Origin of the sequence: Candidatus Methylospira mobilis, assembly GCF_009498235.1 — a bacterium.
Classification (GTDB): domain Bacteria; phylum Pseudomonadota; class Gammaproteobacteria; order Methylococcales; family Methylococcaceae; genus Methylospira; species Methylospira mobilis.
This window is the reverse complement of record NZ_CP044205.1, coordinates 3,713,921-3,738,972: the sequence shown is the minus strand read 5'-3', so window position 1 is coordinate 3,738,972 and position 25,052 is coordinate 3,713,921. Positions and strand designations below refer to the sequence as shown.

At 54.0% G+C, this 25,052-nt stretch carries 23 protein-coding genes and 2 pseudogenes; 18 read left to right on the top strand and 7 right to left on the bottom strand.

From position 1 onward, the window contains the following. Positions 1 to 213 precede the first annotated feature (213 nt). The 11 genes from ndk to F6R98_RS16980 all read left to right on the top strand — a co-directional run bounded on the left by ndk (position 214) and on the right by F6R98_RS16980 (position 10,530). Positions 214 to 645: a nucleoside-diphosphate kinase gene (gene ndk / locus F6R98_RS17030; RefSeq protein WP_153250082.1), complete on the top strand. Its 432-nt coding sequence runs from the start codon at positions 214 to 216 to the stop codon at positions 643 to 645. Beyond that, a complete protein-coding gene (rlmN, locus tag F6R98_RS17025; RefSeq protein WP_153250081.1) occupies positions 620 to 1,723 on the top strand; it encodes a 23S rRNA (adenine(2503)-C(2))-methyltransferase RlmN in 1,104 nt (367 codons plus the stop codon). The genes ndk and rlmN overlap by 26 nt, the downstream gene beginning before the upstream one ends. Then, entirely contained in the window at positions 1,677 to 2,477 is an 801-nt protein-coding gene (gene pilW / locus F6R98_RS17020; protein WP_153250080.1) for a type IV pilus biogenesis/stability protein PilW, read from the top strand. Before rlmN ends, pilW begins: the two co-directional genes overlap by 47 nt. 199 nt (positions 2,478 to 2,676) lie before the next feature. Next, positions 2,677 to 3,960 carry a histidine--tRNA ligase gene (gene hisS / locus F6R98_RS17015; protein ID WP_153250079.1) on the top strand — a complete coding sequence of 428 codons (1,284 nt, stop codon included), beginning with the start codon at positions 2,677 to 2,679 and terminating at the stop codon, positions 3,958 to 3,960. A gap of 10 nt (positions 3,961 to 3,970) precedes the next feature. Next, positions 3,971 to 4,621, top strand: coding sequence for a YfgM family protein (locus tag F6R98_RS17010; RefSeq protein WP_194269992.1), 651 nt, complete (start codon positions 3,971 to 3,973; stop codon positions 4,619 to 4,621). Further along, positions 4,621 to 5,808 carry an outer membrane protein assembly factor BamB gene (gene bamB / locus F6R98_RS17005; protein WP_153250077.1) on the top strand — a complete coding sequence of 396 codons (1,188 nt, stop codon included), beginning with the start codon at positions 4,621 to 4,623 and terminating at the stop codon, positions 5,806 to 5,808. Before F6R98_RS17010 ends, bamB begins: the two co-directional genes overlap by 1 nt. A 2-nt stretch (positions 5,809 to 5,810) precedes the next feature. Continuing rightward, the gene (gene der, locus F6R98_RS17000) at positions 5,811 to 7,208 is read left to right on the top strand and encodes a ribosome biogenesis GTPase Der (protein ID WP_153250076.1); all 1,398 of its coding nucleotides are present in this window, start codon (positions 5,811 to 5,813) and stop codon (positions 7,206 to 7,208) included. Between the two features lie 44 nt (positions 7,209 to 7,252). Further along, a complete protein-coding gene (locus F6R98_RS16995; RefSeq protein WP_153250075.1) occupies positions 7,253 to 7,801 on the top strand; it encodes a L,D-transpeptidase family protein in 549 nt (182 codons plus the stop codon). 127 nt (positions 7,802 to 7,928) lie between these two features. Then, on the top strand, positions 7,929 to 8,204 hold the full coding sequence (locus tag F6R98_RS16990; RefSeq protein ID WP_153250074.1) for an Lpp/OprI family alanine-zipper lipoprotein: 276 nt from the start codon (positions 7,929 to 7,931) through the stop codon (positions 8,202 to 8,204). A 108-nt stretch (positions 8,205 to 8,312) separates the two neighbouring features. Further along, positions 8,313 to 9,323: a Gfo/Idh/MocA family protein gene (locus tag F6R98_RS16985; RefSeq protein WP_153250073.1), complete on the top strand. Its 1,011-nt coding sequence runs from the start codon at positions 8,313 to 8,315 to the stop codon at positions 9,321 to 9,323. A gap of 13 nt (positions 9,324 to 9,336) precedes the next feature. Continuing rightward, positions 9,337 to 10,530 (top strand): acyl-CoA dehydrogenase family protein, encoded by a 1,194-nt coding sequence (locus F6R98_RS16980; protein ID WP_153250072.1) that lies wholly within the window; start codon positions 9,337 to 9,339, stop codon positions 10,528 to 10,530. A gap of 66 nt (positions 10,531 to 10,596) precedes the next feature. On the opposite strand, the gene F6R98_RS16975 is transcribed toward F6R98_RS16980, so the two are convergent. Then, positions 10,597 to 11,640 carry a potassium channel family protein gene (locus F6R98_RS16975; RefSeq protein ID WP_153250071.1) on the bottom strand — a complete coding sequence of 348 codons (1,044 nt, stop codon included), beginning with the start codon at positions 11,638 to 11,640 and terminating at the stop codon, positions 10,597 to 10,599. 129 nt (positions 11,641 to 11,769) lie between these two features. Here F6R98_RS16975 and F6R98_RS16970 point away from each other — a divergent pair, with 129 nt between their 5' ends. After that, complete coding sequence (locus F6R98_RS16970) at positions 11,770 to 13,608, top strand: sigma 54-interacting transcriptional regulator (RefSeq protein ID WP_153250070.1); 1,839 nt, start codon at positions 11,770 to 11,772, stop codon at positions 13,606 to 13,608. 166 nt (positions 13,609 to 13,774) lie between these two features. Beyond that, positions 13,775 to 14,815 carry an IS110 family RNA-guided transposase gene (locus F6R98_RS16965; RefSeq protein WP_153250069.1) on the top strand — a complete coding sequence of 347 codons (1,041 nt, stop codon included), beginning with the start codon at positions 13,775 to 13,777 and terminating at the stop codon, positions 14,813 to 14,815. A 432-nt stretch (positions 14,816 to 15,247) separates the two neighbouring features. Here the strand turns inward: F6R98_RS16965 and F6R98_RS16960 are convergent, their stop codons facing one another. The 3 genes and pseudogenes from F6R98_RS16960 to F6R98_RS16950 all read right to left on the bottom strand — a co-directional run bounded on the left by F6R98_RS16960 (position 15,248) and on the right by F6R98_RS16950 (position 17,722). Then, positions 15,248 to 15,766 (bottom strand): GNAT family N-acetyltransferase, encoded by a 519-nt coding sequence (locus tag F6R98_RS16960; RefSeq protein ID WP_153250068.1) that lies wholly within the window; start codon positions 15,764 to 15,766, stop codon positions 15,248 to 15,250. A gap of 90 nt (positions 15,767 to 15,856) precedes the next feature. Beyond that, positions 15,857 to 16,294 (bottom strand): GNAT family N-acetyltransferase, encoded by a 438-nt coding sequence (locus tag F6R98_RS16955; protein WP_153250067.1) that lies wholly within the window; start codon positions 16,292 to 16,294, stop codon positions 15,857 to 15,859. Positions 16,295 to 16,355: 61 nt separating this feature from the next. Beyond that, positions 16,356 to 17,722, bottom strand: a pseudogene (locus F6R98_RS16950) (IS110 family RNA-guided transposase). A gap of 363 nt (positions 17,723 to 18,085) precedes the next feature. Here F6R98_RS16950 and F6R98_RS16945 point away from each other — a divergent pair. Further along, positions 18,086 to 19,126 (top strand): annotated as a pseudogene (locus F6R98_RS16945) (IS110 family RNA-guided transposase). A 580-nt stretch (positions 19,127 to 19,706) separates the two neighbouring features. Continuing rightward, on the top strand, positions 19,707 to 20,303 hold the full coding sequence (locus F6R98_RS16940; RefSeq protein ID WP_153250066.1) for a recombinase family protein: 597 nt from the start codon (positions 19,707 to 19,709) through the stop codon (positions 20,301 to 20,303). A gap of 5 nt (positions 20,304 to 20,308) precedes the next feature. Here the strand turns inward: F6R98_RS16940 and F6R98_RS16935 are convergent, their stop codons facing one another. Further along, entirely contained in the window at positions 20,309 to 20,935 is a 627-nt protein-coding gene (locus F6R98_RS16935; RefSeq protein ID WP_153250065.1) for an HNH endonuclease, read from the bottom strand. A gap of 260 nt (positions 20,936 to 21,195) precedes the next feature. Between F6R98_RS16935 and F6R98_RS16930 the strand changes: the two genes are divergently transcribed. Both F6R98_RS16930 and F6R98_RS16925 read left to right on the top strand, forming a co-directional pair. Then, positions 21,196 to 21,372: a type II toxin-antitoxin system HicA family toxin gene (locus F6R98_RS16930; RefSeq protein ID WP_153250064.1), complete on the top strand. Its 177-nt coding sequence runs from the start codon at positions 21,196 to 21,198 to the stop codon at positions 21,370 to 21,372. Positions 21,373 to 21,383: 11 nt separating this feature from the next. Beyond that, entirely contained in the window at positions 21,384 to 21,797 is a 414-nt protein-coding gene (locus F6R98_RS16925; protein ID WP_153251117.1) for a type II toxin-antitoxin system HicB family antitoxin, read from the top strand. A gap of 125 nt (positions 21,798 to 21,922) precedes the next feature. Here F6R98_RS16925 and F6R98_RS16920 read toward each other — a convergent pair whose 3' ends face one another. Continuing rightward, on the bottom strand, positions 21,923 to 22,264 hold the full coding sequence (locus tag F6R98_RS16920) for a recombinase family protein (protein ID WP_455423467.1): 342 nt from the start codon (positions 22,262 to 22,264) through the stop codon (positions 21,923 to 21,925). Positions 22,265 to 22,338: 74 nt separating this feature from the next. Continuing rightward, complete coding sequence (gene pyrF, locus F6R98_RS16915; protein WP_153250063.1) at positions 22,339 to 23,166, bottom strand: orotidine-5'-phosphate decarboxylase; 828 nt, start codon at positions 23,164 to 23,166, stop codon at positions 22,339 to 22,341. 277 nt (positions 23,167 to 23,443) lie between these two features. Here pyrF and F6R98_RS16910 point away from each other — a divergent pair, with 277 nt between their 5' ends. After that, positions 23,444 to 25,051: a DHA2 family efflux MFS transporter permease subunit gene (locus F6R98_RS16910; protein ID WP_153250062.1), complete on the top strand. Its 1,608-nt coding sequence runs from the start codon at positions 23,444 to 23,446 to the stop codon at positions 25,049 to 25,051. Position 25,052 lies beyond the last annotated feature (1 nt).

The window sequence follows — 25,052 nt, the reverse complement described above, 5'->3', positions numbered from 1 at the left end:
ACCACGCGAGAATAGGGGCTTCATGGTTTTTTATCCGTTCCGGCAGCTTGCTGAAATGTTGGGCCCGTTTTTTATGCGAACACTTGATATCGGCAGTTTCCTGTCTGCAGGCTGGCTTCTCAATATTCGATAATATTCGCCACACGATGCATATCATGCGACAATACTCGTTTTTATTTGTATATTATAAAGTCAAATCCTAGAGGAGTATTCATGGCAGTTGAACGCACTATTTCCATCATCAAACCCGATGCCGTTGCCAAAAACGTAATCGGCGAGATTTACGCCCGCTTCGAAAAGGCGGGTTTGAAGATTGTGGCGGCGAAAATGGCGCATTTGAGCCGCGAGCAGGCCGAAGGCTTTTATGCCGTACATAAGGCGCGCCCATTCTTTAACGATCTGGTAGGTTTCATGATTAGCGGTCCGGTCATGATCCAGGTGCTGGAAGGTGAAAATGCGATTGCCGTAAACCGCGACCTGATGGGCGCAACCAATCCTGAGCAGGCTGCTCCCGGCACTATACGTGCCGATTTTGCCGACAGCATAGATGAAAATGCCGTACACGGTTCCGATGGAGCCGATACCGCCGCTCAGGAGATAGCCTATTTCTTTAAGTCAGATGAGTTGCATTCCAGAACCCGCTAAACCGGAAGCTAAAATCAACCTTCTCGCCTTCGACCGCAAGGCGATGGAGGGTTATTTCGTCGAAATCGGCGAGAAGCCGTTCCGCGCCGTACAGCTATTGCAATGGATACATCAGCGCGGCGTCGGCGACTTTGCCTTGATGACCAATATCAGCAAACTCTTGCGCGCCTATCTTGCCGAGCATTGCGAGGTACGGGCGCCGGAAATTGTTTTCGATCAGCGTTCCTCGGACGGTACGCGCAAGTGGCTGTTCCAGCTCGACGGGCTGAACCGCATAGAAACCGTGTTCATACCCGAAGAAGGGCGTGGAACCTTATGCATTTCCTCTCAGGTCGGTTGCGCGCTGGAGTGCGCGTTCTGTTCGACTGCGCGTCAGGGTTTCAACCGCAACCTGGGTGTCGATGAAATTATCGGTCAGGTCTGGGCTGCGCAGAATGCGCTGGGCGAGCAGGGAAAAATCACCAATATCGTATTGATGGGCATGGGGGAACCGTTACTGAACTTCAATAACGTGGTCAGCGCCACCAACCTGATGATGGACGACTTCGCGTACTGCATTTCCAAGCGCCGCGTAACCTTGAGCACCTCCGGTATCGTTCCCGCGCTGGATCGTCTGGCTGAAGTAACCGATATCAGCTTGGCCGTGTCTTTGCATGCGCCGGATGACGAGTTGCGTAACCGTCTGGTGCCGATCAATCAGAAATATCCGTTGAAAGATCTGCTTGCTGCCTGCGTGCGCTATGTCGGTCAGGATAACCGGCGCAAGGTGACAATGGAGTATGTCATGCTGGCCGGCGTAAACGACTCGCCCGCCCAGGCGCGCGCGTTGGCGCGCTTGTTGACAGGCGTGCCGTCCAAAGTGAACCTGATTCCGTTCAACCCTTTTCCTGATGCGGGTTATGAATGCTCCGGCTCGCAGGCGATTGCCGGGTTTTCCGCTATTCTGCAGCAGGCGGGTATAGTGACCACCACGCGCAAAACTCGTGGGGACGATATTGACGCTGCATGCGGACAGCTGGTTGGAAAAGTAAATGATAAAAGCCGCCGTCATTTGCGAGTGCATACGGCGGCTGCATGACGCTCATGCGTATTGGGTGCTGGGGCTTGCGGTGGTCCTGCACGGGTGTGTGTCGCAGGACGTAGCCGAAAATCAAGGCAATAGAGCGGCCGAGGCATCGCGAATTTATGTGCAGAAAGGCGTCCGGTATATGGAAAACGGCCAACTGGATATAGCGCTGCAGGATATGACGCACGCGCTGGCTTTGGATGACGCCAATATTTCTGCGCATAATGCGCTGGCCGTGCTGTATGAACGCACCGGGCGGCTGCCTGAAGCCGAGCAGCAGTATCGGCAGGCGCTGGTGCTGGATGCGTCGGATCCCGCTACCCTGAATAATTATGGTCGTTTTTTGTGCGAACAGGGAGCGTACGCGCGCGCTCAGGAATACTTCGATCAAGCCGGACGCAACCGGTTGTATGCAACCCCCTGGCTGGTGCTCACCAATGCGGGTGTATGCTCGCACCGCTCTGGAAAGCTCGGGCAGGCGGAAGAAGCGTTAAGAGAGGCCTTGCAATTGAATGCGGGGTTTACTCCGGCGCTGCTGGAAATGGCAAACGTCAAACTGGATGGCGCGCAGTTCGCTGACGCACGCAGCTATTTTCGGCGTTATGAATCCGCAAATGGGCACCTGTCGGCAGATGCGCTGTGGATAGCGATACGCATAGCGGCGGGTTTGCAGGATCAGGCGTCGCTTGATGCTTGCCTGGGCGAGCTGCGCGGACGCTTCCCTGATAGCGTCGAAGCCAGGACGGCGGAGCGCCGTTTTCCGTAACGGTTGTTGTGCCTCATGGGCGGGCGGGAGATGCTCCGGGAAAAGCGCAAACGAGGTTGGAATGGCGGCGCAAAAAATGCGCTGATGCTGAGTTGCAGCAAGCAATGCTTGAAAGGATATTTGTGCGGTCACTTAATGCTTCTCCTGTCTTTCGTGGGCAACGCTTTTCTACTGAAGAACTTTTGAATACATATTGTAAATGAAAGAAAAAATACAGGTTGTCCGTGGTATGCACGACATTCTGCCGGAGCATTCGCCGCGCTGGCGCAATGTCGAGGCGGTTTTGAGCGAGGCATTGTCGGCATACGCTTATGAAGAGATTCGTCTGCCCATCGTTGAAAAAACCGAGCTGTTCAAGCGTTCGATCGGCGAGGTAACCGATATTGTCGAAAAGGAAATGTATACTTTCGATGATCGCAACGGCGATTCGCTGACCTTGCGTCCCGAGGGTACGGCAGGCTGTTTAAGAGCCTGTCTGGAGCACGGTTTGCTGCATCAGGTTTCGCAGCGCTTATGGTATATCGGGCCGATGTTCAGGCATGAACGCCCGCAGAAGGGGCGTTACCGCCAATTTCATCAGCTCGGCGTCGAAGCATACGGTATGGCGGGACCCGATATCGATGCCGAGCTGATTTTTCTGACGCGGCGCTTTTGGCGTAAACTGGGGCTCGATCAGCGTTTGCAGTTGCAGATTAATTCGTTAGGTACTGTGGAAGAGCGGCAGGCCTATCGTGAAAAGCTGGTTGCCTATTTTCAGCAGGGTGTTAATTTTGTAAAACTGGATGAAGACAGCCGGCGCCGCTTGCACAGTAACCCGCTTAGAATTCTGGATACCAAAAATCCGGATATGCAGGAAGTGGTGACCAACGCGCCGTTGCTGCCGGAATATCTGGGCGCGGAGTCCCTGCAGCACTATAATGCTTTCAAAGAGTTGCTCAGCGATTCGGGGCTATCCTTTGTTGAAAATCCGCGTCTGGTAAGAGGCCTAGATTACTATAGCCAGACCGTATTCGAATGGGTAACGACAGAACTTGGGGCACAGGGTACTGTTTGCGCAGGCGGGCGCTACGACGGCCTGATTTCGCAACTGGGCGGCAAGCCCTCTCATGCTGTCGGTTTTGCGATGGGGATGGAGCGTTTGCTCGGCTTGCTGGAGAGTTCCGAACGGATTTCCGCGCGGGCGAATCCGCATATATATCTTATACTGGTAGGGGAGCAGGCGGGACGGAGCGGTTTGACGCTGGCCGAGCGTTTGCGGGACGAGTTTGCTGCTCTGCGTCTGCAGGTACATTGCGGTGGCGGCAGTTTCAAGAGCCAGTTCAAGCGCGCGGACCGCAGCGGAGCGGAGTTTGCGTTGATTATGGGTGAAGACGAGGTACGCAACCGGCAGGTAGGCGTGAAGTCGTTGCGTAAAGAAGCTGAGCAGATCGCGATCGATCAGGACGAACTCATGTCTTATCTTAAGTCGGCAATTTGGAAATAGGGAGCAGACAGTGGAAATCTATCTTTCCGAAGAGGAGCGCGTAGAGGCGCTGAAAAGATGGTGGAAGGAAAATCGCCGCGCCGTAGTGGTCGGCGTCCTGCTGGGCGTAGCGGTCATACTGGGTTGGAACACTTGGCAGTCGACACGCCTGCATAAGGCTGAAGAAGCATCTTCCGTTTATCAGCAGCTTATAAAGGCGTCCGAAGCCAAGCAAGGGGATAGTGTTCTCAAATTAAGCGAAAGGCTGGCCGGCAATTATCCCGGTACCGCCTATGCCTCGCTGGCTGTACTTTTTCGCGCGCGCCAGCAGGTCAATGCGGGCGATCTGCCTGCGGCTCAACGTACGTTGCAGGCTTTGCTCGAGTCAACGAAGGATGAAGGGCTGCAACATCTTGCCAGATTGCGTTTGGTTTCCGTATTGCTGGCGACCGGACACGGCGATGAAGCGCTGAATCTGTTGCAGGCGTTGAAGCCGGAGCAGGAAGGCGAGTTCGGCAGTCAGTATGCCGTAGCGAAAGGAGATGTCTATGCAGCGCTTAACCGGCCGTCTGATGCCGTGCAGGCATACCAGGAGGCGGTCCGCTTGGGGGACGTGTCGCCGTTATTGCAGCTTAAATTGACAGATTTGGGTTCAACAACATCTTCCGGCATTGCACACTGATGCGTATTTTTCTTACTCTTTTGTTGGCGCTGCTGTTGAGCGGTTGTGCCGGACTTGATGCATTGAAAGATGCCTATACCGGTCTGATCGAGTATGTAGGCGGCAAGGATAACGCGGAGCCGCCGCATGTATTGGCCGAGGGGTTCGAGTCCCTGGTTCCGACCCGAACGCTTTGGTCCGTCGAGTTGGGCAACGGTTCCAACGAGCAATATGTCAACCTGGTTGCCGCCGCGGATGAAACCAGCGTTTACGCCGCGGAAAGACAGGGCGACCTTCATGCATTCAAGCGCTTGACCGGTGAACCGGCCTGGACGCAGGAAACCGGACTGGAGTTTTCGGCTGGTCCCGCGCTTGGAGACGATAAACTCATTTTGGGTACCAGTAATGCCGAGGTTGTGGCGTATAGCACCAGCGACGGCTCGTTGTTGTGGAAAACAGTGGTATCCAGCGAAATTCTGGCGCCTCCCCGCGTTGCCGACGGGGTTGTGGTAGTGCGCGGCACCGACGGACACTTGACCGGGCTGGATGAAAAAACCGGTGCGACGCTGTGGAATTACGAGCGTCCGGTACCCGCATTGATGGTACGTAGCCGCGGCGCATCCATCGTGACCAACGAATTCGTGATAGACGGTTTTGCCAGCGGTAAAGTCATCGCGCTGAGTCTGGACAAAGGCAAGCTCGAATGGGAAACGACGGTAGCTTTGCCGCACGGGCGATCCGAAGTGGATCGTCTTGTTGATATGGATGCCGCGCCGGTCATACAAAACGGCACCTTATATATATCGGGGTATCAGGGCGGTGTCGCGGCGATGTCGGTACGCGAAGGCGAGGTGCAGTGGCGCGAAGAGAAAATATCGACCTACACCGGTCTGGTCGCGAATCGCCGTTCGCTGTTTTTATCCGATATCAACAGCGACGTCTGGTCTCTGGACAGTCGCAACGGCGGCGATTTATGGAAGCAGGACGAATTGCATCAGCGGCGCTTGACCATTCCCGCCATGATCAAGGATTATCTGGTGGTAGGAGATTTCGAGGGCTATCTGCATATTTTATCTCAGGACGACGGCGGGCTGCTGGCGCGAGTGCAGGTAGACGACACGCCCATAGACGAGGCGCCTCTCGTCTATGACGATGTCATTTACGTCTACAGCAGTGGCGGCAAGCTCTCTGCGTTGACAGTGGATTGAGCGTGCTTCCCGTAGTAGCCCTGGTTGGACGTCCCAATGTAGGGAAATCCACACTATTCAACTATTTGACGCGCACGCGCGACGCGCTGGTGGCCGATTTTCCCGGTTTAACGCGAGACCGGCAGTATGGCTCGGTGCAGCGCGATGGTCACCATTTTCTGGTTGTCGATACCGGCGGCATTATCGAATCAGCCGAAGGTATCGATGATAATTCGATGCGCCAGGTTCAGATTGCACTGAAAGAAGCGGACGCGATTCTATTTCTGGTGGATGCCAGGGCCGGGCTGAATGTGGCTGACGAATCGATTGCGTCTACGTTGCGTAAAACAGGCAAGCCGGTGCTGCTGGTGGCCAACAAAACCGAAGGTCTGGACGGTGAGGAGGTATGCTCCGAGTTTCACCGCATGGGTTTAAGCGGTACGCCATATCCGATTTCTTCCGCGCACGGGCTCGGTATACCCGAGTTGCTCAAGGGCATTGCGTCCCTGTTGCCTGACGAAGAAAGCCGGGAAGAAGGCGACGGCGTAGACGCAGGTGTGCGGATCGCCGTGGTCGGTCGTCCCAACGTCGGAAAGTCAACGCTGGTAAACCGCTTGCTGGGCGAAGAGCGCGTGGTCGTTTACGATCAGCCAGGCACTACGCGCGACAGTATTTATATCCCTTTCGAAAAAAACGGCAAGCGCTATACGCTGATCGATACGGCGGGAATACGCCGCCGGTCGCGAGTCGATGAAGGGATCGAGAAATTTAGCGTCATCAAGGCATTGCAGGCTATTGACAAAGCGCATGTAGTCATTTATATGATAGATGCCAGTGAAGGCGTAACGGACCAGGACGCCAACCTGCTCGGCATGGTGCTGGAAGCAGGGCGAGGTTTGGTGATCGGCTTGAATAAATGGGACGGTCTGGACACGGCTCAGCGCGAGGCGGTTAAACGGCAGATCGAATTCAAGCTGGTGTTTGTAGATTTTGCGGAAAAACACTTTTTGTCCGCGCTGCACGGCACCGGCGTGGGTAAATTGCTGGATCAGGTCGACCGCATCCACAAGGGCGCCTCCCAGGTCATGTCGGCTTCACGGTTGACGGAGATTTTACAAAAAGCGCAAATCACTCATCAGCCGCCGCTGGTGCGCGGGCGGCGCATAAAGTTGAAATATGCGCATCAAGGCGGTTACGTACCGCCGGTTATCGTGATACACGGCAACCAGACCGACGAACTGCCCAGCGCCTACAAGCGTTATTTGATGAATACCTATCGTGCGGCATTGGGCTTGTCGGGGACGCCGATCAGACTGGAGTTTAAAGGAAGCGTCAATCCGTATCAGGGCAAAAAAAATGCGCTTACGCCGCGCCAAATCGAGAAGCGGCGGCGTTTGATCAAGCATGTAAAAAAGAAGTGATTAAGCTGACCGAGGTATTATCAAGAGTGTTCTATTCCGATTTTATGAGAGTTTCTTTTTTTATTTTCATGCTGTCGATATTGCCGGCGTCTGTATCTCATGCTGATGCGGAAGAGCCGTGGTTGCTGGTGGAAACCGAAAACCGCGTGCTCAAGGTGATGAACGGAGAGCGCGTGCTGGAGGTTTTCAACAAAATAGCCATCGGCAGTAGAGGGGCCGATTGGGAAAAGCACAGGAACGACAAGAAAACGCCGCTGGGCGAATACCGGATCGGCTGGGTGAACGAAAATAGCCGGTACCACCGTTTTTTCGGGTTGACTTACCCGAACAAGGATAATGCGAAGCGTGCTTACCTGGCGGGGGTTCTGGGGGAAAGCAGCCTGCGTGCGATATTGCGCGCGGAAGTGGCGGAAGACGTGCCGCCGCAAAATACCGCTCTGGGCGGACAGATAGGCATACACGGTGTCGGAAAAGCTAACCCGATGATTCATGATGAATTTGATTGGACCAGCGGCTGTATCGCGATGACGGACGAACAAATCGACCGGCTGACTCCGTGGATAAAAAAAGGTACTCCAGTGGTTATTCGCTGAAAAATGAAAATAAAGCTGGAAAAATTTCCGAATTCCCGGCACACTACGAGCCGGAACGCGTTAATTTCCTGCTTTGTTGGGGGTAATGCTTCTTTCTTTAATCTTTTGAAAAAAGGAAACGTTAAGTATGAAAGCAATTAAGCTCGCAGTAATCCTGGCTGCTGCCAGCCTGGCCGTTGGTTGTGCATCTAAAGGTGATCTGGCTAACCTCCAGACTCAAGTAGATGGCCTCAAAGCTGAAACCGCTTCTATTAAGAGCACCGCTGATGAAGCGCTGGCTGCTGCCCAGGCTGCTGAATCTAAGGCTGCTAGTGCAGACGCTTCTGCTCGTAGAGCTGCCGCAGCTGCTGAAGAAACCAACAGCAAGCTGGACCGCCTGTTCAAGAAGCACCAGTTGAAATAAGTTCGCAGCAACCCTGCGTTCGAAGGAAAAACCCTGTGGCGGCTTAGCCCGCCACAGGGTTTTTTTATGCCATACTGCGCCCAGTAACAACTCGAGGAGAGGGCGCTTATGAATAAAAAAGACAAACTGCGATGGGGTATACTGGGAGCGGCCCGTATAAACGAACGCTTGCTGCCGGCCATAGTCGAAGCCGGTAACGCCGATTTGATAGCCATGGCCAGCCGTCGGCCCGGCGCTGCGTCGCAAATGCTGGGGCTATACGCGCCGGAGAGTCAAGGCGTGCAGCTTTACGATGACCCTGAAGCCTTGCTGGGAGATGCTCGTGTACAGGCTATCTACCTGCCTATGGCGAATCGTGAGCACGCCGAGTGGGTGATACGCGCCATCAAGCACGGTAAACACGTACTGTGTGAAAAACCCATGGCGTTGGCCGTTTCCGATATAGATGCCATAGCCGCAGCCGCACGGGAACACAAGGTGACGGTCATGGAAGGTTTCATGTACCGATTTCACCCCCAACACCTGCGCGTCATGGAACTGCTGACTTCCGGCTTGATCGGCGATATCCGTAGCGTGCGTGCGAGCTATTCGTTCATGATGCGTCCCGCTCGAATGTACCGTCTTGCCGAGAGCGAAGCGCGCGGCGGCGGCGCCATGTGGGATATTGGCTGTTACGCAATACATAGTTTGCGCATGTTTTTCGAGCAACTGCCGTTATCGGTAATGGCCATGGCTAAATATGTAGAGAGCGGTGCCGATAATGCTATGTACGGAGTGCTGGATTTTGGCGATGGCAGGTTTGCGCAATTCGATTTCAGCTTCGAACGCGCCCGGCGTAGCGAATACGAAATTATCGGCGCCAAAGGCGGTCTTAAGTGTCATGTTGTCTGGCAGTTGCCGGGGGATGTGCCGGTCGTTTCCTGGTGGACCGAGGATGGCAAGCAGGTGGAGGAACGCTTGCCGGCAGCCAATCATTTCCGTCTGGAGATCGAGCATTTCAGCGATTGCGTGCTGAATGACAAGGCTCCGCTACTTACACTGCAGGATGCCAGAGAAAATTGTCAAGTGATCAACTCGGCATTGCAGTCGGCCGCTGAGGGGCGTGTAATCCGGTTTTGAGGGGTTGAAAGCCATGAATCCAACTCTTACTCATGAAATGTCCGGCGTCTTAACGCAAGCCATCAGAATGCTCCGTCCATTGGCGGGGATAGAGCGCTTTGATCCCGCCGTACCGGCGGCCATCGTTGCGGCAGGACTGCATCGTGCGCCGGTCCCGATAATTGCCGGCGGATTGGGAGCGAGTTTGGGCCAGTCGGTTGAGATACTGTCGGCATTAAGCGCGGTTGATGGCGCCTGCGCCCTGGGATTGGCAATGCACTTTCATACCTTGGGTGCAGCCATTGAGTCGGGTAATTGGCCTAAAGCACTTTTGAGCAAACTGTTCAGGGAGGTTGTTACAGCCGGTGCTCTGGTTAATATAGTATCCACTGAAGAAATGGGCGGCAGCCCTGCGCGCGGCGCGCTCCCGGATATGACGGCGCTACGCAAGGGAGCGATGTGGATGGTGAATGGCGTAAAGCATTGGGCTACCTGGTTGCCCGCGTTGCGTTACGCGGTGATTACCGTGCGTTTTTTGGATCCGGCATGGATGCAAGCCGCGGTCTCAAACTCTGAAATTCCGGTCGGCAGCTTGTTGCTCGATCTGGAATCAGCAGGTGTCGAGCGGTTGCCGGCGTTTGACGCGCTGGGTATGTGCGCATCGGCTTCAGGCATGTTGCGTTTAAATGATGTCATTATCCCCGGCGAGCATCTGATTGTTTCGCATTCAAGTTTGGAGCCGGCTCCGCGCCGCGCTTCAGCGCAGGCCTGGTTTGGTCTTTGTGTGGCTGCCGTGTATCTCGGTATCGGAGAAGGCGCCAGGCGGGCGGTGGTCGATTGGGCGGTAGCGCGCAAGCCGGGCAACGCGGCAACTGCGGTAGCGGATTTGCCGTTGATCAGAGTCAGGATGGGGCGTATAGACTCCGAGTTGCGTACGGCAAGAATATTACTAACGGAAATAGCGCGGCGCTGGGATCAGGCTAGCGCCTTGGAAAGACCGGAAATGCTGCTCAACGTCGCGCTTGCTAAATTCAAAGCGACTCAGGCTGCCGCCTATGCCACCGACGAGGCATTACGCATTGCCGGAGGTCCGGGTTATTTGCGCGGCTATCTGGAACGCGCTTTTCGCGACGCGCGCGCCGGATTGATACATCCCCCTCTGGAGGATATTGTGATGCAGGATCTGGCGCTGGGGTTGGTGGCGCGCGCAAGGGCAGGAACTGAATAAAGCGAGGGATGCCTTTTCATCTGCGGCGGCATGCCCGGCGAACAGGAATATTTGAATGCACGGTCGCTACTTTTCCAAACCGAAAGCCGGCAACTTGACGTCCAGAAATTGCGCAAGGGCAAGGAGGCCGGGTTCGTATCGTTGGCGCAACGCGGCAAGCTCGGCCATGGACTGATCGTTGCGCAAACCGATCCCCCATTGATCGGTAAGCTCGTACAACCCCGGAAAGTGTTCTTCCGGCAGGTGCCGGACAGCGGTTCCGGGCGTCAGGTTCGTCGTTTCCACCAGGGTGGCCGTCAACTCCACTGCCAGGGAAAATACACCTCTAGCCCAGCCGACTAAACGCTGGTGATCGTTGGCGGCTATCATCAGCGCGCTGAAATCGAGAATAATGCTGAGCGTCACCAGCCATGACTGCTCGGTGCGCTGCGAGTTGTAGTAGATCAGAACCGGATGGGCGACATGGCTTTGCAACAGGCCTGACAGCCACTCCAGCGCTTTCTCATGCCACCTGGATTCATGGCTTTCCTCTTCGGAATACATCAGCTGCAGCATGCCAAACGCACAGGCCGGTTCCATTATTGCGTACAGCCTGCGCACGCCGGCCTCGCGTTCGGCGTAGGCTTGCTCTATCATCGGCAGGTAGCTGATCACCATGGCGAAAAAAACCAGGCCTGTCCCTCCTTCCAGCACGATCAGCGCTCGTCCCAGCGTATCCACCGCGTTTGCAATGCCTAGGGTGAACAGGGTTGTGCCGCTCATGTATACAAAAGCGGTGAATTCCGGCCTCGCTTCGATATTGGAAAATTCGACGGACAGCCCCAGATAGAGCAAAGCGAAACCGATTACCAGCGACAACGCCCACCAGGCCAGCAGCAACAGGATGGAAAGCGGTCCGAATACGGAAAGAATGCTTTGCCGGCGATGGAGGTTCCCTACCGCGGAGAACAATGCCTTCCATAATTGCCAGCCCAGTTTGACATAGAAACTGCTTAACCGGAACGAACTATGCGGCAGTACGATAGTTGAAAAAGCATCCCAGGCAGTGACGCCCAGCAGCACGATACCCGCGCCGGTCGTCAGTATGACGGTAGTGGAATTGGCCATCATGGTTGCTTATCTCTCTAGCGGGTGTATTCCATAGGTACGCGAACTGAAAATAGGATTTGCTTCGTTGCATCATCGCTTTCATGCGCGGAAAATGCAATTTGCTTCAATATAACCGTTTATATGTAACTCATGCCCAGGCAGTTGATAAAGCCCAACACATTCGCAGAACACCTGTTGCAGCATTTGCCCGTCCCTACTTTTGTACTGGATAGCGGACACCGGGTTATTTTGTGGAATAGCGCCTGCGAAGCGCTAACCGGATGCCGGGCCGCCGATATAATCGGCAGTAACCGGCATTGGCAGGGGTTTTATACGCTTGAGCGGCCTTGTCTTGCCGATGTTCTGCTGGATGAAGCGCTGGCATGCCGGCTTCCGGCGCTGTATGAAAAAACCTCCGCGAACGCTACGCCCGGCATTGCCACTCTGCATACGGAAAACTGGTGCGTGATGCCGGATGGCCGCAAGCTGTATCTGGTGATCGATGCCGGACCGATCATCAACGAGGCCGGTGAGGTGATTGCCGTAGTGGAAACGCAGCGCGATCGTACAGAGCAACGTTTGATGATGCAGGCCCTGGAGGAAAGCGAGCAAAGATTCGCATCCATCGTCAGTTCGGCGATGGATGCGATTGTCGGCATCGATCATCAGAAAAAAATCACCCTGTTTAATCCCGCGGCCGAACGCATATTCCAGTGTTCGCAGGATCTGGCTGTCGGTCAACTCCTGGAGCGCTTCATTGCGCCGCGTTGCCGTAGTCTTTTTGAACGTTTTTTAGCGCTGGACGATCCTGCAGCCAAAAAACCGATATGGGTAGCGGAAGGTTTATACGCGCGCCGCGCCAACTCCGAAGAGTTTCCGATAGAGGCGACATTATCACCCTTAAGCGTGGACGGGGAACAGCGTTATACGGTTATTTTACGCGATGTGAACGAGCGTAAGCAGGCGGAACAAACTCTGACTCGCTTGCAGCAAGAGAAGGGTTATCTGCAGGAGTTCATTAATACCGAGCATAATCTGGGCGACATAGTCAGCGCCTCCGCCGAAATGCAGGCGGTGTTCGAGCAAGTGCGTATGGTGGCAATCACCGATACTCCGGTGCTGTTGCTGGGAGAAACCGGAACCGGAAAAGAATTGTTGGCGCGTGCGATTCATGAGTTGAGCGACCGCCGCGCCGCGCTGCTGGTCAAAGTCAATTGCGCCGCGCTGCCCAGCGAATTGATAGAAAGCGAATTATTCGGACACGAAAAGGGTGCGTTTACCGGCGCGACGCAACAACGCAAGGGACGTTTCGAGCTGGCTAACGGCGGCACATTGTTTCTGGACGAGGTCGGCGAATTGACGGCGGCGGCCCAGGCCAAATTATTGCGGGTATTGCAGGAGCAGGAATTCGAGCGTGTGGGCGGCAGCGTAACGCTGAAGGTCGATGTGCGCATCATCGCCGCGACCAACCGCAGTCTGGCCGATGAAATCGCGCAGGGACGGTTCCGCGCCGATTTGTACTACCGGTTGAATGTGTTTCCCATCGAAGTGCCGGCATTGCGCGAGCGTAGTACCGATATCCCGTTGCTGGCGCGTTTTTTTCTGGATAAATACGCGCGAAAATTCGGCAAGCGCATACGCGATGTTTCCGCGCTGTCGCTGCGGCGTTTGCTGGAGTATTCCTGGCCCGGCAATGTGCGCGAACTGCAAAACGTGATCGAACGCGCGGTGATACTCAGCAGCGGCCCGCTGCTGGAAGTGGGGCAGTTGCTGGCCTCGCACAAGTCGGATGACGACGCGGCCCAGCCGGGCGCGGAAACCCTGGCCGAGGTCGAGCGCAGCCATATACTGCGCACGCTGGAAGAAACCGGCGGCGTCATTGCCGGCCCTGCGGGCGCGGCGGTCAGGCTGGGGTTGAATCCGAATACGCTGCGTTCGAAAATGTTGAAGCTGGGTATCGGCAGGCCGTTGATGCTGCAACAGGATTAGCGATTTTCGCGTCCATGTTCGAGGTGGGCGAAACGGATAAATTTGTACCTAGTACAGTGATGAGACAGTCTGAGCCAAAGTAATGGAATGGACGCCCACTTCCCCAACCGGCATCAAAGTGCCAAAGTGTCGGTTGCAGAAACCACCAACAGAAAGGAGTCCTGCCATGAAGATTACGACAATCGGTATTGATTTGGCAAAGGAAGTTTTTCAGGTTTACGGAGTGGATACGCATGGCAGGAGGCTGCTGTGCAAGCAGATCAAGCGCAAGGATATGGCGAAGTTTTTTGCGAACCTCGATCCGTGCCTGATCGGCATGGAAGCCTGCGGCGGCGCGCATGATTGGGCGCGTAAGCTCACCGGCTACGGGCATACGGTCAAACTGATGGCCCCGCAGTTTGTAAAGCCGTATGTTAAAACCAATAAAAACGACCGGGCCGACGCTGAAGCCATCTGCGAAGCGGTGGCCCGTCCGAACCTGCGCTTTGTTCCGGTAAAAACCGTAGAGCAGCAGGGCATCCTGTCGGTACACCGTGCCAGACAGGGATTTGTTCATGCGCGTACCGCGCAAGGCAATCAGCTGCGCGGATTGCTGTCGGAATTCGGAATCGTCATACCCAACGGCATCAGCGCCGTTTTCAGGCGGATGCCGGAGATTCTTGAAGATGCCGGGAATGGTTTGCCCGATGTCATGCGGCAACTGCTTGAGCGCTTGTTTCTCAATTTAAAAGAGATGGACCGTCAGGTAGAAGAGCTGGAGCAACAGATTCGCCTCTGGCACCGGGAAAATGAAGCCAGCCGCAAACTGGAAGCGATACCCGGCATCGGGCCGATCACTGCCAGTGCGCTAGTCGCCACGATAGGCCAGGCGCGAGAATTCAAGGATGGCCGGCAACTGGCGGCGTGGCTGGGACTGGTTCCCAGGCAGAACTCCAGCGGCGGCAAATCCACGCTGCTCGGCATCAGCAAACGCGGCGACAGCTATCTGCGCACCTTGCTGATTCATGGCGCCCGCTCGGTAGTCCGATTAACTGCAAACCAGGCGCGACCGGATAACTGGCTGCTGGGATTGATCGGCAGGCGGCATAAAAATGTGGCGGCAGTGGCGTTGGCGAACAAAAATGCGCGGATAATCTGGGCGCTGTTGGCCAAAGACAGACTGTTCCAGTCCGATTACGCGCCTGCGGCAAAAGCCGCCGGCGTGTAATCGGCCCGGACGAAATAACAGGACGAACCAATAACTGGAAACAGGAACGAGTAAAAGGAGCAACGTCGCAGATTGCGCAGGCAATCAGAAAATGATGGCGAGACAGGTCAGACCGTGAGTGGGAAAAGTCCGGTCAACTTTGCGGGCCTCGAGCCCGATAACGTAATAGGGGCCTCACTCGGCGGATTCCATCAGGGACAGAAGCATCCGCTTCAAGCAAAGTCCGGATGTATGACAGCAATCTTCACCTGCTCAAAATCATCGACTGAAATGTCTGGCAAAATGTGGGCGTCCATGTATGAAATTGAGCGGCGCGCGCAAAACGCTGGTAATTAAGCCGGTTGTCAAGCGCGTCCGCCTCGAATGCTTCGTTAGGCGCTGGTATTAATAAACAAAGCTGAATTTTCTACTAAACCGAAAATCTTTATGATTTTAGCAGTTTTTTTCTGTTGATAAAAATAACAACGTTTCCCACTCTGCCGGGTTGGATAGCAATTGCTGACGTTCTTGGGTAGAATCGAAGCCGATTGATTTATAAAAGCTGTTCGCTTTAGTGTTAGAATCAGCTACCCAAGCGTAAACTGTATGAAAATTGCGCTCCAAAAACCAAGTACAAGTTGTACGGACAGGCAAACGGCCGCCTCCCGATTGACGCTTTTCAGGTCGCACCCAAAGAGAGCATATAAATGCCTTTTGCTCGGGTTCTTTACTTATAAATGCGCCAATTAATCCAGCAGGCTCAGAGTCAGCGAATAAGATAAAAGATGTTGAGTTTTCCGATTGAGCATGGCGATTGGCATCGGCTTCATACGCAGATATTGGTTTTTGTATTTCTTCATCGTACTTGGCACCAAAAGCATAAGGAGCATCGCTGAGTGCAGATAACCTCAGTTCTCTTAATAAAGCGCCTTGAAAAGATTTAATTATTTTTACGCTTAATGAGCCGTCCATAATCAAATTCTAACGTTAAATTAGACCAGAAACCGCGAATAGCCAAAAACTCAGCGCTGATCCGAAAAGCTTTAAAAAACAGCATGCTGGCTATGAAATATTTTCCATGAGGTAAAACGCTTCATCTTCTTCTATAACACTCAAGCCGTTATTGGTGTAAAAACGCAATGCCTTTGTATTAATCTTGAATACGCGGAGCCTTAATTTTTTCTTGCTCTGATAGGATTCTTTGATGATTTGCACAAGAAGCTGACGGCCAATTCCGCGCGATCTTAATGAAGGGGTGACAATAAGCATGCGCAAATAATCAAAACCAACCGCACGCTCTAATTGAAAGTAACCAGAAAATTTATCGTTAGTTTCAATAATAAAGTTTGTGGCTGAGTCAAAACTTTTTTCGAAGTCATTCTGTTGCCATGATTCATCCCAGCCCCAAATTATTTCAATGTGATGCTTCATTGCCTCTTGGTAAAGGCTGTAAATCAGCGGTTTGTCAAAAACTGTGGCAAGACGTGTTTTAAAGTGCATAAATGCCTCTTAAGAAACATATCCCAAGTTATTGATAATATGTTTGTTTTTAAAATGCTTTTTAGGCGCCTTGTTCTGCAGCGACGAGTTTCATACCGAGCTTTTCGGCACGTTGCGCGAGTTGTCGTACGGTGCGTTCACGATAGCGCTCTTCATAATACTCCTGACCTTGATCGACGTACTCTTCACCTTTGGTCAACATCGCGTAGATCAATCGGGCCAGCTTGTGCGCCGCAGCAGTGACGGCCCTGGCTTTATCCATTCGCGCGCAGAGTCGTCGAAAGTACGCCCCCAACGCCGATTGACTCTTGCGCAGGGCGGCTGCCGCCATCCGCAATGCTTGCGCTGCCCGATTTGCACTGCGTTTGGTTTTTCCGCTCATCACTTTGCCGCCAGTGATTTTTGTGCCGGGACATAGCCCCAGCCATGAAGAAAAATGCTTGTCGGAGCGGAATCGCGACATATCGGTACCCACTTCCGAGACCACCACCAGCGCCGTGCTGACTTCAATACCGTCTATGCGGGTGAGGTCGACGCCGCACATTTTGAATAATTGTGTTCGTAAATCAAAGTGTGGTGCGTTGCGTGCACGGCTTTTTTTTTAACGGCTGCCGGTTCGCCGTCATGTCTCTGCAGACATTGTAACTGCTGCTCTATCTCCCCGTCGCACTCCGCCACCAGGGTGGCGATAAAATCGAATTGCGCCAGTGCCTGCTTGAGTGAAAACAGATGTTCCGAACGCCAGTTACCTTGCAGACTTTTGGCTATTTCGTCACTACTGGCCTGTATGCGCGCATTTTTCATCGCTGCCAGTACCTGTCCATCGCGTTCGCCGTCGACGATGGCGCGTAGAATTTTTTGGCCGGTCTCGCCGACCACATCGGAAATGACATTGGCGAGCTGGATGTTCATTTGCGTCATCGCTTTTTGCATGTGCTGTACGCAACGCGCCTGATTGCGCAGCAGCATGGCCCGTTGTCGCGTCAATGCGCGCAGCACGCACACTTCATCGGTCGGACGAAAAGCGCCGTTGAGCAATCCGTAGCTCATCAACTGCTGTAACCATTGGCAATCCAGTACATCCGATTTGCGGCCGGTTACATTTTTGACATGACGCGCATTCACCAGAAATACGGTGAAGCCGCGCGACTCCAGTAATTCGAATAAAGGAATCCAGTAAACGCCGGTCGATTCCATCGCCACCGTATCGATCCTGCACCGCGTCAGCCAATCGGCCAGGGCGTTGAGGTCGGAGGTAAAGCTGGGAAATTCGCGTACCGGCTCATCATCCCGGTCAGGCGGCACCGCTACAAAGTGAGAAGCGCTCCCGATGTCGACAGCGGCAGCGTTGGGGTAAGCGATGGTCAACGGCTCACCCGACTGGCCGGTTTTGAGTTTGAGATTGATTTTGCGATTGCCTCGGGCCATGCTTTGCTCCATGATTCGTTGAGTAAAGGTGGGCGCTGCATCGGGTACGTCGTCTAGCTCACTCTCTTAAACGGGATATCGGGTCAGCAGAAGAAAAGTGCTGACCCGATTCACCAATGTCGATGACGTCACCCAGGACCACGCTAACGTGCGGGCATAAAGCACCATTGCCATACCGGTCTTCCGCAACGCCGAAGTCAACTATGACACAATGCGCAGTATCGCAACACTGTTTCTTCGGCGCGATTTGCGGCCCGAGCCGATTAATTCGCTAACGTAATGTAATGGACGCCCACTTCCCCAACCGGCATCAAAGTGCCAAAGTGTCGGTTGCAGAAACCACCAACAGAAAGGAGTCCTGCCATGAAGATTACGACAATCGGTATTGATTTGGCAAAGGAAATTTTTCAGGTTTACGGAGTGGATACGCATGGCAGGAGGCTGCTGTGCAAGCAGATCAAGCGCAAGGATATGGCGAAGTTTTTTGCGAACCTCGATCCGTGCCTGATCGGCATGGAAGCCTGCGGCGGCGCGCATGATTGGGCGCGTAAGCTCACCGGCTACGGGCATACGGTCAAACTGATGGCCCCGCAGTTTGTAAAGCCGTATGTTAAAACCAATAAAAACGACCGGGCCGATGCTGAAGCCATCTGCGAAGCGGTGGCCCGTCCGAACATGCGCTTTGTTCCGGTAAAAACCGTAGAGCAGCAGGGCATCCTGTCGGTACACCGTGCCAGACAGGGATTTGTTCATGCGCGTACTGCGCAAGGCAATCAGCTGCGCGGATTGCTGTCGGAATTCGGAATCGTCATACCCAACGGCATCAGCGCGGTTTTCAGGCGGATGCCGGAGATTCTTGAAGATGCCGGGAATGGTTTGCCCGATGTCATGCGGCAACTGCTTGAGCGCTTGTTTCTCAATTTAAAAGAGATGGACCGTCAGGTAGAAGAGCTGGAGCAACAGATTCGCCTCTGGCACCGGGAAAATGAAGCCAGCCGCAAACGGGAAGCGATACCCGGCATCGGGCCGATCACTGCCAGTGCGCTAGTCGCCACGATAGGCCAGGCGCGAGAATTCAAGGATGGCCGGCAACTGGCTGCGTAGCTGGGACTGGTGCCCAAACAGAACTCCAGCGGCGGCAAATCCACGCTGCTCGGCATCAGCAAACGCGGCGACAGCTATCTGCGCACCTTGCTGATTCATGGCGCCCGCTCGGTAGTCCGATTAGCCGCAAACCAGGCGCAGCCCGATAACTGGCTGCTGGGCTTGATCGGCAGGCGGCACAAAAATGTAGCCGCAGTAGCGCTGGCCAACAAAAATGCGCGGATAATCTGGGCGCTGTTGGCCAAAGACAGACTGTTCCAGTCTGATTACGCGCCTGCGGCAAAAGCCGCCGACGTGTAATCGGCCCGGACGAAATAACAGGACGAACCAATAACTGGAAACAGGAACAAGTAAAAGGAGCAACGAGCAACGTCGCAGATTGCGCAGGCAATCAGAAAATGATGGCGAGACAGGTCAGACAGTGAGTGGGAAAGTCCGGTCAATTTTGCGGGCCTCGAGCCCGATAACGTGATAGGGGCCTCACTCGGCGGATTCCATCAGGGACAGAAGCATCCGCTTCAAGCAAAGTCCGGATGTATGACAGCAATCTTCACCTTCTCAAAATCATCGACTGAAATGTCTGGCAAAATGTGGGCGTCCATGTATGTCTCATGGCGTAGAGACGCCCCCAAGCGCAGCGCGGCTTTCAGCGGTCAAGATATCATCAAACTTTGGACAAAACGAACGGCCACGCTTTGTACGGCGCTTGCGGTATCGGCTCTCGCAAACGAGGGTTTTTGAGAATGCGTGCAGCGCCACACACGCGCTACGGTAGCTCAACGGGTTAGCATTCTCGAAAACAGTTCTTGAAACCGTTTTATCGAAACGCCAGCATGATAACGAGTTTCGAGAATTAACCCTGAGAGCTACTCGAAAAAATATGCTGATCGGCTATGCGCGCGTTTCTACGCAAGACCAAAACCTCGACCTGCAACTCGAAGCATTGACCAAGGCGGGCTGCGAAAAATTATTCGATGATAAAATCAGCGGCAGCCGCGCCGAGCGGCCCGGTTTGTCCAAAGCGCTGGAAACGCTACGCGAGGGTGATACCCTTGTCGTTTGGAAACTGGATCGACTTGGTCGTAGCGTCAAACACTTGATCGATCTGGTCGGCGAGTTGCGCAAACGCGGCGTCCAGTTCAAAAGCCTGACCGACGCCATCGACACCGGCACGCCGTCAGGCTGCTTCTTTTTTCATGTTATGGCGAGCTTGGCGGAAATGGAGCGGGAACTGACAATCGAGCGCACCCGCGCCGGCTTGGAAGTGGCCCGTCAACTTGGGCGCAAAGGCGGGCGCAAGCGGGAAATGACCGACAGCAAGATTGAGTCGGCGAACAAATTGCTGGCCAACGGAGTACCGCCGCGCGACGTGGCCAAGAATCTCGGCGTGTCCGTGCCGACGCTCTACCGCTGGATTCCTGCTTCTGGAAATCCTAAGTCGGTTCACTGTTCCATTGCTCCCCTGGAACGTAGTTAAGTGACTTATTTGTCATGAACTAGCTGCGTAAGCTCTTCTATGGTTAAAAGCGATGAACCTCGATGTAACATTCGATGACAATTGGAGCATACGAGCGCTAAGTCGCTGACCTTTGTTTTTTTTCCTATACCAGCGAGTTCCGACACGGGTACTGTGTGATGAGCTTCAATGAAGCCATGCCCCAGCTTACCATAGACACGATGGAAATCCATTCCGCAAACGTCACACTCAAGTTTTCCGACTTCATCTAACCGCTTAGCTTTAGCTTGGCGTGGTATTTCCCCATCACGCTCAAAATGATGATGGATTTTGTATGACTCTCGACCTTCTGGAAAAGCAGACTCGTCATCTTCATCAACAACCGATCCTTCTGCTTCTACCCTACGATCAATAACTTCGTACCCATTGTTCAAAAAATAGTTCTTCGCCTCCACAGCATTGAAATCGGCTGCTGGATATTCTTTGCCCGTTGCCGATTTTGCTGCGAGCGACACGATGTATTTTGGCGGGTATCGTTTCCCCTCTATTACCAAGTCGTAGTGGACCGAGTTGCGTTCAGCGGGTACACCGAGGCGATTAATTTCGGCAGCCGCCTGCTTAAAGTGTTTGCTTGTGAGTCCTTTGGGGATCATAACTGCCTCAGTTACCTAGCGTGAGAGATGGTTCGTGCGAACAAACACCGGTCATAATAGCGCGGAAGTATTTATTTTTACACAGAAATCCTGTGACGCGTAATGGCAGTTTGAGGAGGTTCCAGGCAAAATTGTTAGACTTGCAAGTCTTTGATTTTGTGGAGCTGTCTTTTTGTCTAAAAAACCTTCGGTTTTAGACAAGGATTGACAAAATAAACATTTTTGCTTACAATTCTGCTGTGTCGATTTGAAGACGAAATATGAAGCTGAGCGAGTTTGCAAGGTGGCTAAAATCTCAGGGCGTTTCCTTCAAGGAAGGCAAGAAGCATACGAAATTGTTTTTCAATGGCATGCAAAGCACATTGCCCAGGCATGTTGTGGAAATTAAAGAGCCGTTGCGCAAGGCAATCATTAAACAATTGGGTCTTAAAGAATAGAGGTTTTGACTATGCGTTATCCTGTGAATATTGAGCCAGCCGAGTCAGGTTTTTTTGTGAGTTTCCCTGATATTCCTGAAGCGCTGACACAGGGAGAGACTTTTGCCGAAGCTCTGGCGATGGGTAAGGACGCCTTAGAAACAGCATTAGAGTTTTATTTTGAGGATGAAAGGGCCGTGCCTCTGCCCTCAAAACCGGAACCCGGTCAGTCCGTGGTTGATTTAAGCCCTTCGCTTTGGGCTAAAGTCCTTTTGCTGAATGAAATGGTTGCGCAGCATGTGCGCCCGGTCGATCTTGCTCGAAAATTATCCATTCGTCCTCAAGAAGTAACCAGGCTTATGCGGCTTAGGCATCCAACAAAAATAGACACAATTTCAAGCGCACTTAACGCCATGGGAAAGTCACTTGAACTTTTCGTTCACTGAAATGGCAAACCGCTTGCCAAAATCACGCTATCCAGTCGCAGTTCTCCCTTCGGGGAAACATGTCTATGCAAGGTTTGCCGGGTAATGCCAAGCTCTTTGCAAAGAGTTCCAACCACGGCTTCCGGCTACCCTATCGACGACATTGCAAGACGCAGTTTTGCCGCAGTCATTTTGAATGGCCACCCACCTTTCCGTCCTCGCGCGCGGGTCGAAGCCAATCCAACCACGGCACGCTCAGAAATGAGTTCACGTTCGAACTCCGCCAGCGCCGCGAAAATACCGAAGACCAGTTTTCCGGCGGCGGTCGTGGTATCAATCGCTGCACAGTGGCCGGTGAGTACCTTCAATTCGACATCGCGCGCGGTCAGGTCATGTACGGTCTCAGCGTACCCTGCAAGAGTGGGAGTAAGGACGGCGCTTGCCTTAAGGCTTTCCCAGCGTAGTCGAAGGGCATTCGCTGTGCTCACGAACGGAAACAACCGCTTGCCGTTCGTCCTGAGCCAGTCGAAGGACTTAATCAGCGCTTTCTTAACCAAAGACTTTAACGACCAGATCCCTTTCTAATATGGTTAATAGCATCTCGCAATTGCACAGTAGCCTTTCGCGCCGCGTCGGCAAAATCCGAACCCCCGCTTGCATATAAAATCGCGCGCGACGAGCTGATGACTAGTCCGGTTCCTGCGGCGGTTTGACCGGCTTTTACCAATTGTTCCACATCTCCTCCCTGCGCGCCGACGCCCGGCACCAGAAACGGCATGTCGCCTGCGATGCTTCGGATTTTCGCCATTTGCGACGGCCAGGTTGCGCCGACCACCAGTAAACAATTGTTGTTGGCGTTCCATTGGCCGGCGATGAGCGCGGCAACCCGTTCGTATAGCGGCGCGCCGCCGGCATCCAGATCCTGAAAGTCGGCGGCCCCGCTGTTGGACGTCCGGCACAGAAAAATTACGCCGCGATCCCTGTGTTTTAAAAAAGGCTCCGCCGAGTCGTAGCCCATGTAGGGATTAACGGTGACCGCATCCGCGTTATAGCGGGAAAACGCTTCCGCCGCGTACATTTCCGCCGTGCTGCCGATATCCCCTCGTTTTGCGTCGAGAATGACGGGAACGCGCGGATAATTCGTTTTGATGTAATCGATGGTTTTTTCCAGCTGTTCTTCGGCGGAAACCGCCGCAAAATAGGCGATTTGCGGCTTATACGCGCAGACCAGATCGTGAGTGGCGTCGATGATCGCCTTATTGAACGCGAAGATCGCATCGGGCGTCCGCGCGAACGCTTCGGGAAAGCGCGATAAATCCGGGTCAAGGCCGACGCAAACCAGCGAGTTGCCGGTTTGCCAGGCGGCTTCCAGTTTTTGCATAAAACTCATGGCAGACTTGTAAGGTATGGCGAAAAAGTCCGGCTATTTTAGCGCATGATCCATCCTCAGTCGGAGAGATTAAGGCATCAGTCTGTCCTGCTTTAAAATACGATATTTCGTATATTGACGATATACCGTATTTCTGTATTGTGTTGCGACAGCGGTAAATGGTGAAGCCTGGTTTTATATAACTGATTTAAAATGTAATAACTATAGAGTCTCAGCTTGGCACCGAAGTTGATTGGTTCATTGCAACGATGTTTTTGAACCACGATGGACTCCGACGATGACTACCGCTGCCTGCTCCGAACCGGCATCATTCCCCCGCACCGAACGCTTGCGTTTTCTGCTGCTTAACTGCGCTTTGCTGCTCGGAAATCTGCTGGTGTTGTTCAACACCGGCGCATTCGCGTCCATCAGTCTGCATGCCACCGGCGCTTTGGGCGTAAGCCCGAGCCATGCGGTCTGGATACAGAGCTATTACTTCGTCAGTCTGGCGCTTTCGTTGCCGCTGCAACCGTGGCTATCGGCGCGAGCGGGTGTAGCGAGGCTATATCTGTCGGCATTGCTGCTGATGGCGTTCGGCTCATTGTTATGCGCGCTGACTGATGACTTTGGCTGGTTTATAGCCGGGCGCATCGCGCAGGGTTTTTTCGGCGGGCTTACCCTTCCGTTGTCTCAATTATTATTCCTGTGCCTTTATCCCGCATCGCGGCAATCGATTGCCGTCGGTATCTGGAGCATGGCGGCTTTAAGTCCGTTCACGCTCGGACCGGCGGTCGGCGGCTGGATGGCCGATCACTGGGGGTGGCGCAGCCTGTTCAGCCTCAACGTGCCGTTGACGCTGCTGGCCGCGGCCTTGGCTTGGGCGCTGTTGCCGAAGATGCCATCGTCGCCATTGCGCAGACGGTTGGATTTTGTCGGTTTTGCGCTGCTGGCGCTGGCCCTGGCCTGTCTGCAATCCGTGCTCAACCAGGGCGAGGACGAAGACTGGTATAACTCGCAACCCATGGTGTTGCTGACCTTGACCGGCGTAGTGGCGCTGTTGCTTTTTGGCGTATGGGAGCTGGGCGAACGCTATCCGCTGCTCGATTTACGCCTGTTCCGGCGGCGGAATTTCGTGATCGGAACGCTGTGCCTGAGCGTCGGCTTCATGTTGATGTACGGGCTGCTGTCGGTATTGCTGGTGCGCCTGCAAACGGTTGCCGGTTACACCTCCTTTCTTGCCGGAGCCAGCCTGCTGCCCCTGCTTTTTCTGACTAAACCGATGGCGAATTTTTACCATCGACTGGTTCACCGCTTCGATGCGCGGCTATTGGCCAGCGTGAACCTGTTCGCATTTTTCCTGTATAGCTACTGGACCAGCACCTACGACTTTTTTCAACGCGGCGGCTGGTTCAGCGAAATGCTGCTGTCGCAGATTCTGGAAGGATTCTGTCTCGGCGGATTCTTTGTGCCGCTGACGACGCTGCTGACGGCCGGTTTAACGCCGCGCCGCCAGCTGGATGCGGTGCAACTGGCCGGCATGCTGCGCGTGCTGGGCGGCAGCATCGGTTCGCCGTTATTGTCGGTGATCTGGGACCGGCGCGCGGCGTTTCAGCAAAATCATTTGATAGAAACCTTTTCCGTCTACGACGCGCTGCACCCGGAACTGATGGCGGGCTTGCAGAGCGCGGGTATCGAGCCTGCCGTGGCCTTGATCAAGCTGGCGCAGCAGGCCAACCGTCATGCCGCGATTATCGGTCTGGACGATACCTTTCGTCTGGCGGCCTGGCTTTATCTGGGGCTAGCGGCACTGGTTTGGCTGGCGCGCCCGCTGCGTCCGCACGAGCCGCGCAGCGAAAAAGCGGGCGTGCGCGAAACCGTGCTGGAAGATCTGATCGAGGAGCCGTGAT

Excerpts from the sequence above, each read along its gene's own strand:
- pilW (WP_153250080.1), top strand. The coding sequence starts at position 1,677 with ATGATAAAAGCCGCCGTCATTTGCGAGTGCATACGGCGGCTGCATGAC.
- F6R98_RS16925 (WP_153251117.1), top strand. The coding sequence starts at position 21,384 with ATGCGTTATCCTGTGAATATTGAGCCAGCCGAGTCAGGTTTTTTTGTG.
- F6R98_RS16940 (WP_153250066.1), top strand. The coding sequence starts at position 19,707 with ATGCTGATCGGCTATGCGCGCGTTTCTACGCAAGACCAAAACCTCGAC.
- F6R98_RS16995 (WP_153250075.1), top strand. The coding sequence starts at position 7,253 with ATGAGAGTTTCTTTTTTTATTTTCATGCTGTCGATATTGCCGGCGTCT.
- F6R98_RS16955 (WP_153250067.1), bottom strand. The coding sequence starts at position 16,294 with ATGCACTTTAAAACACGTCTTGCCACAGTTTTTGACAAACCGCTGATT.
- ndk (WP_153250082.1), top strand. The coding sequence starts at position 214 with ATGGCAGTTGAACGCACTATTTCCATCATCAAACCCGATGCCGTTGCC.
- F6R98_RS16975 (WP_153250071.1), bottom strand. The coding sequence starts at position 11,640 with ATGATGGCCAATTCCACTACCGTCATACTGACGACCGGCGCGGGTATC.
- bamB (WP_153250077.1), top strand. The coding sequence starts at position 4,621 with ATGCGTATTTTTCTTACTCTTTTGTTGGCGCTGCTGTTGAGCGGTTGT.
- F6R98_RS16970 (WP_153250070.1), top strand. The coding sequence starts at position 11,770 with ATGCCCAGGCAGTTGATAAAGCCCAACACATTCGCAGAACACCTGTTG.
- F6R98_RS16965 (WP_153250069.1), top strand. The coding sequence starts at position 13,775 with ATGAAGATTACGACAATCGGTATTGATTTGGCAAAGGAAGTTTTTCAG.
- F6R98_RS16930 (WP_153250064.1), top strand. The coding sequence starts at position 21,196 with ATGAAGCTGAGCGAGTTTGCAAGGTGGCTAAAATCTCAGGGCGTTTCC.
- F6R98_RS16935 (WP_153250065.1), bottom strand. The coding sequence starts at position 20,935 with ATGATCCCCAAAGGACTCACAAGCAAACACTTTAAGCAGGCGGCTGCC.
- hisS (WP_153250079.1), top strand. The coding sequence starts at position 2,677 with ATGAAAGAAAAAATACAGGTTGTCCGTGGTATGCACGACATTCTGCCG.
- F6R98_RS16985 (WP_153250073.1), top strand. The coding sequence starts at position 8,313 with ATGAATAAAAAAGACAAACTGCGATGGGGTATACTGGGAGCGGCCCGT.
- F6R98_RS16990 (WP_153250074.1), top strand. The coding sequence starts at position 7,929 with ATGAAAGCAATTAAGCTCGCAGTAATCCTGGCTGCTGCCAGCCTGGCC.
- rlmN (WP_153250081.1), top strand. The coding sequence starts at position 620 with ATGAGTTGCATTCCAGAACCCGCTAAACCGGAAGCTAAAATCAACCTT.
- F6R98_RS16910 (WP_153250062.1), top strand. The coding sequence starts at position 23,444 with ATGACTACCGCTGCCTGCTCCGAACCGGCATCATTCCCCCGCACCGAA.
- pyrF (WP_153250063.1), bottom strand. The coding sequence starts at position 23,166 with ATGAGTTTTATGCAAAAACTGGAAGCCGCCTGGCAAACCGGCAACTCG.
- F6R98_RS16980 (WP_153250072.1), top strand. The coding sequence starts at position 9,337 with ATGAATCCAACTCTTACTCATGAAATGTCCGGCGTCTTAACGCAAGCC.
- F6R98_RS16960 (WP_153250068.1), bottom strand. The coding sequence starts at position 15,766 with ATGGACGGCTCATTAAGCGTAAAAATAATTAAATCTTTTCAAGGCGCT.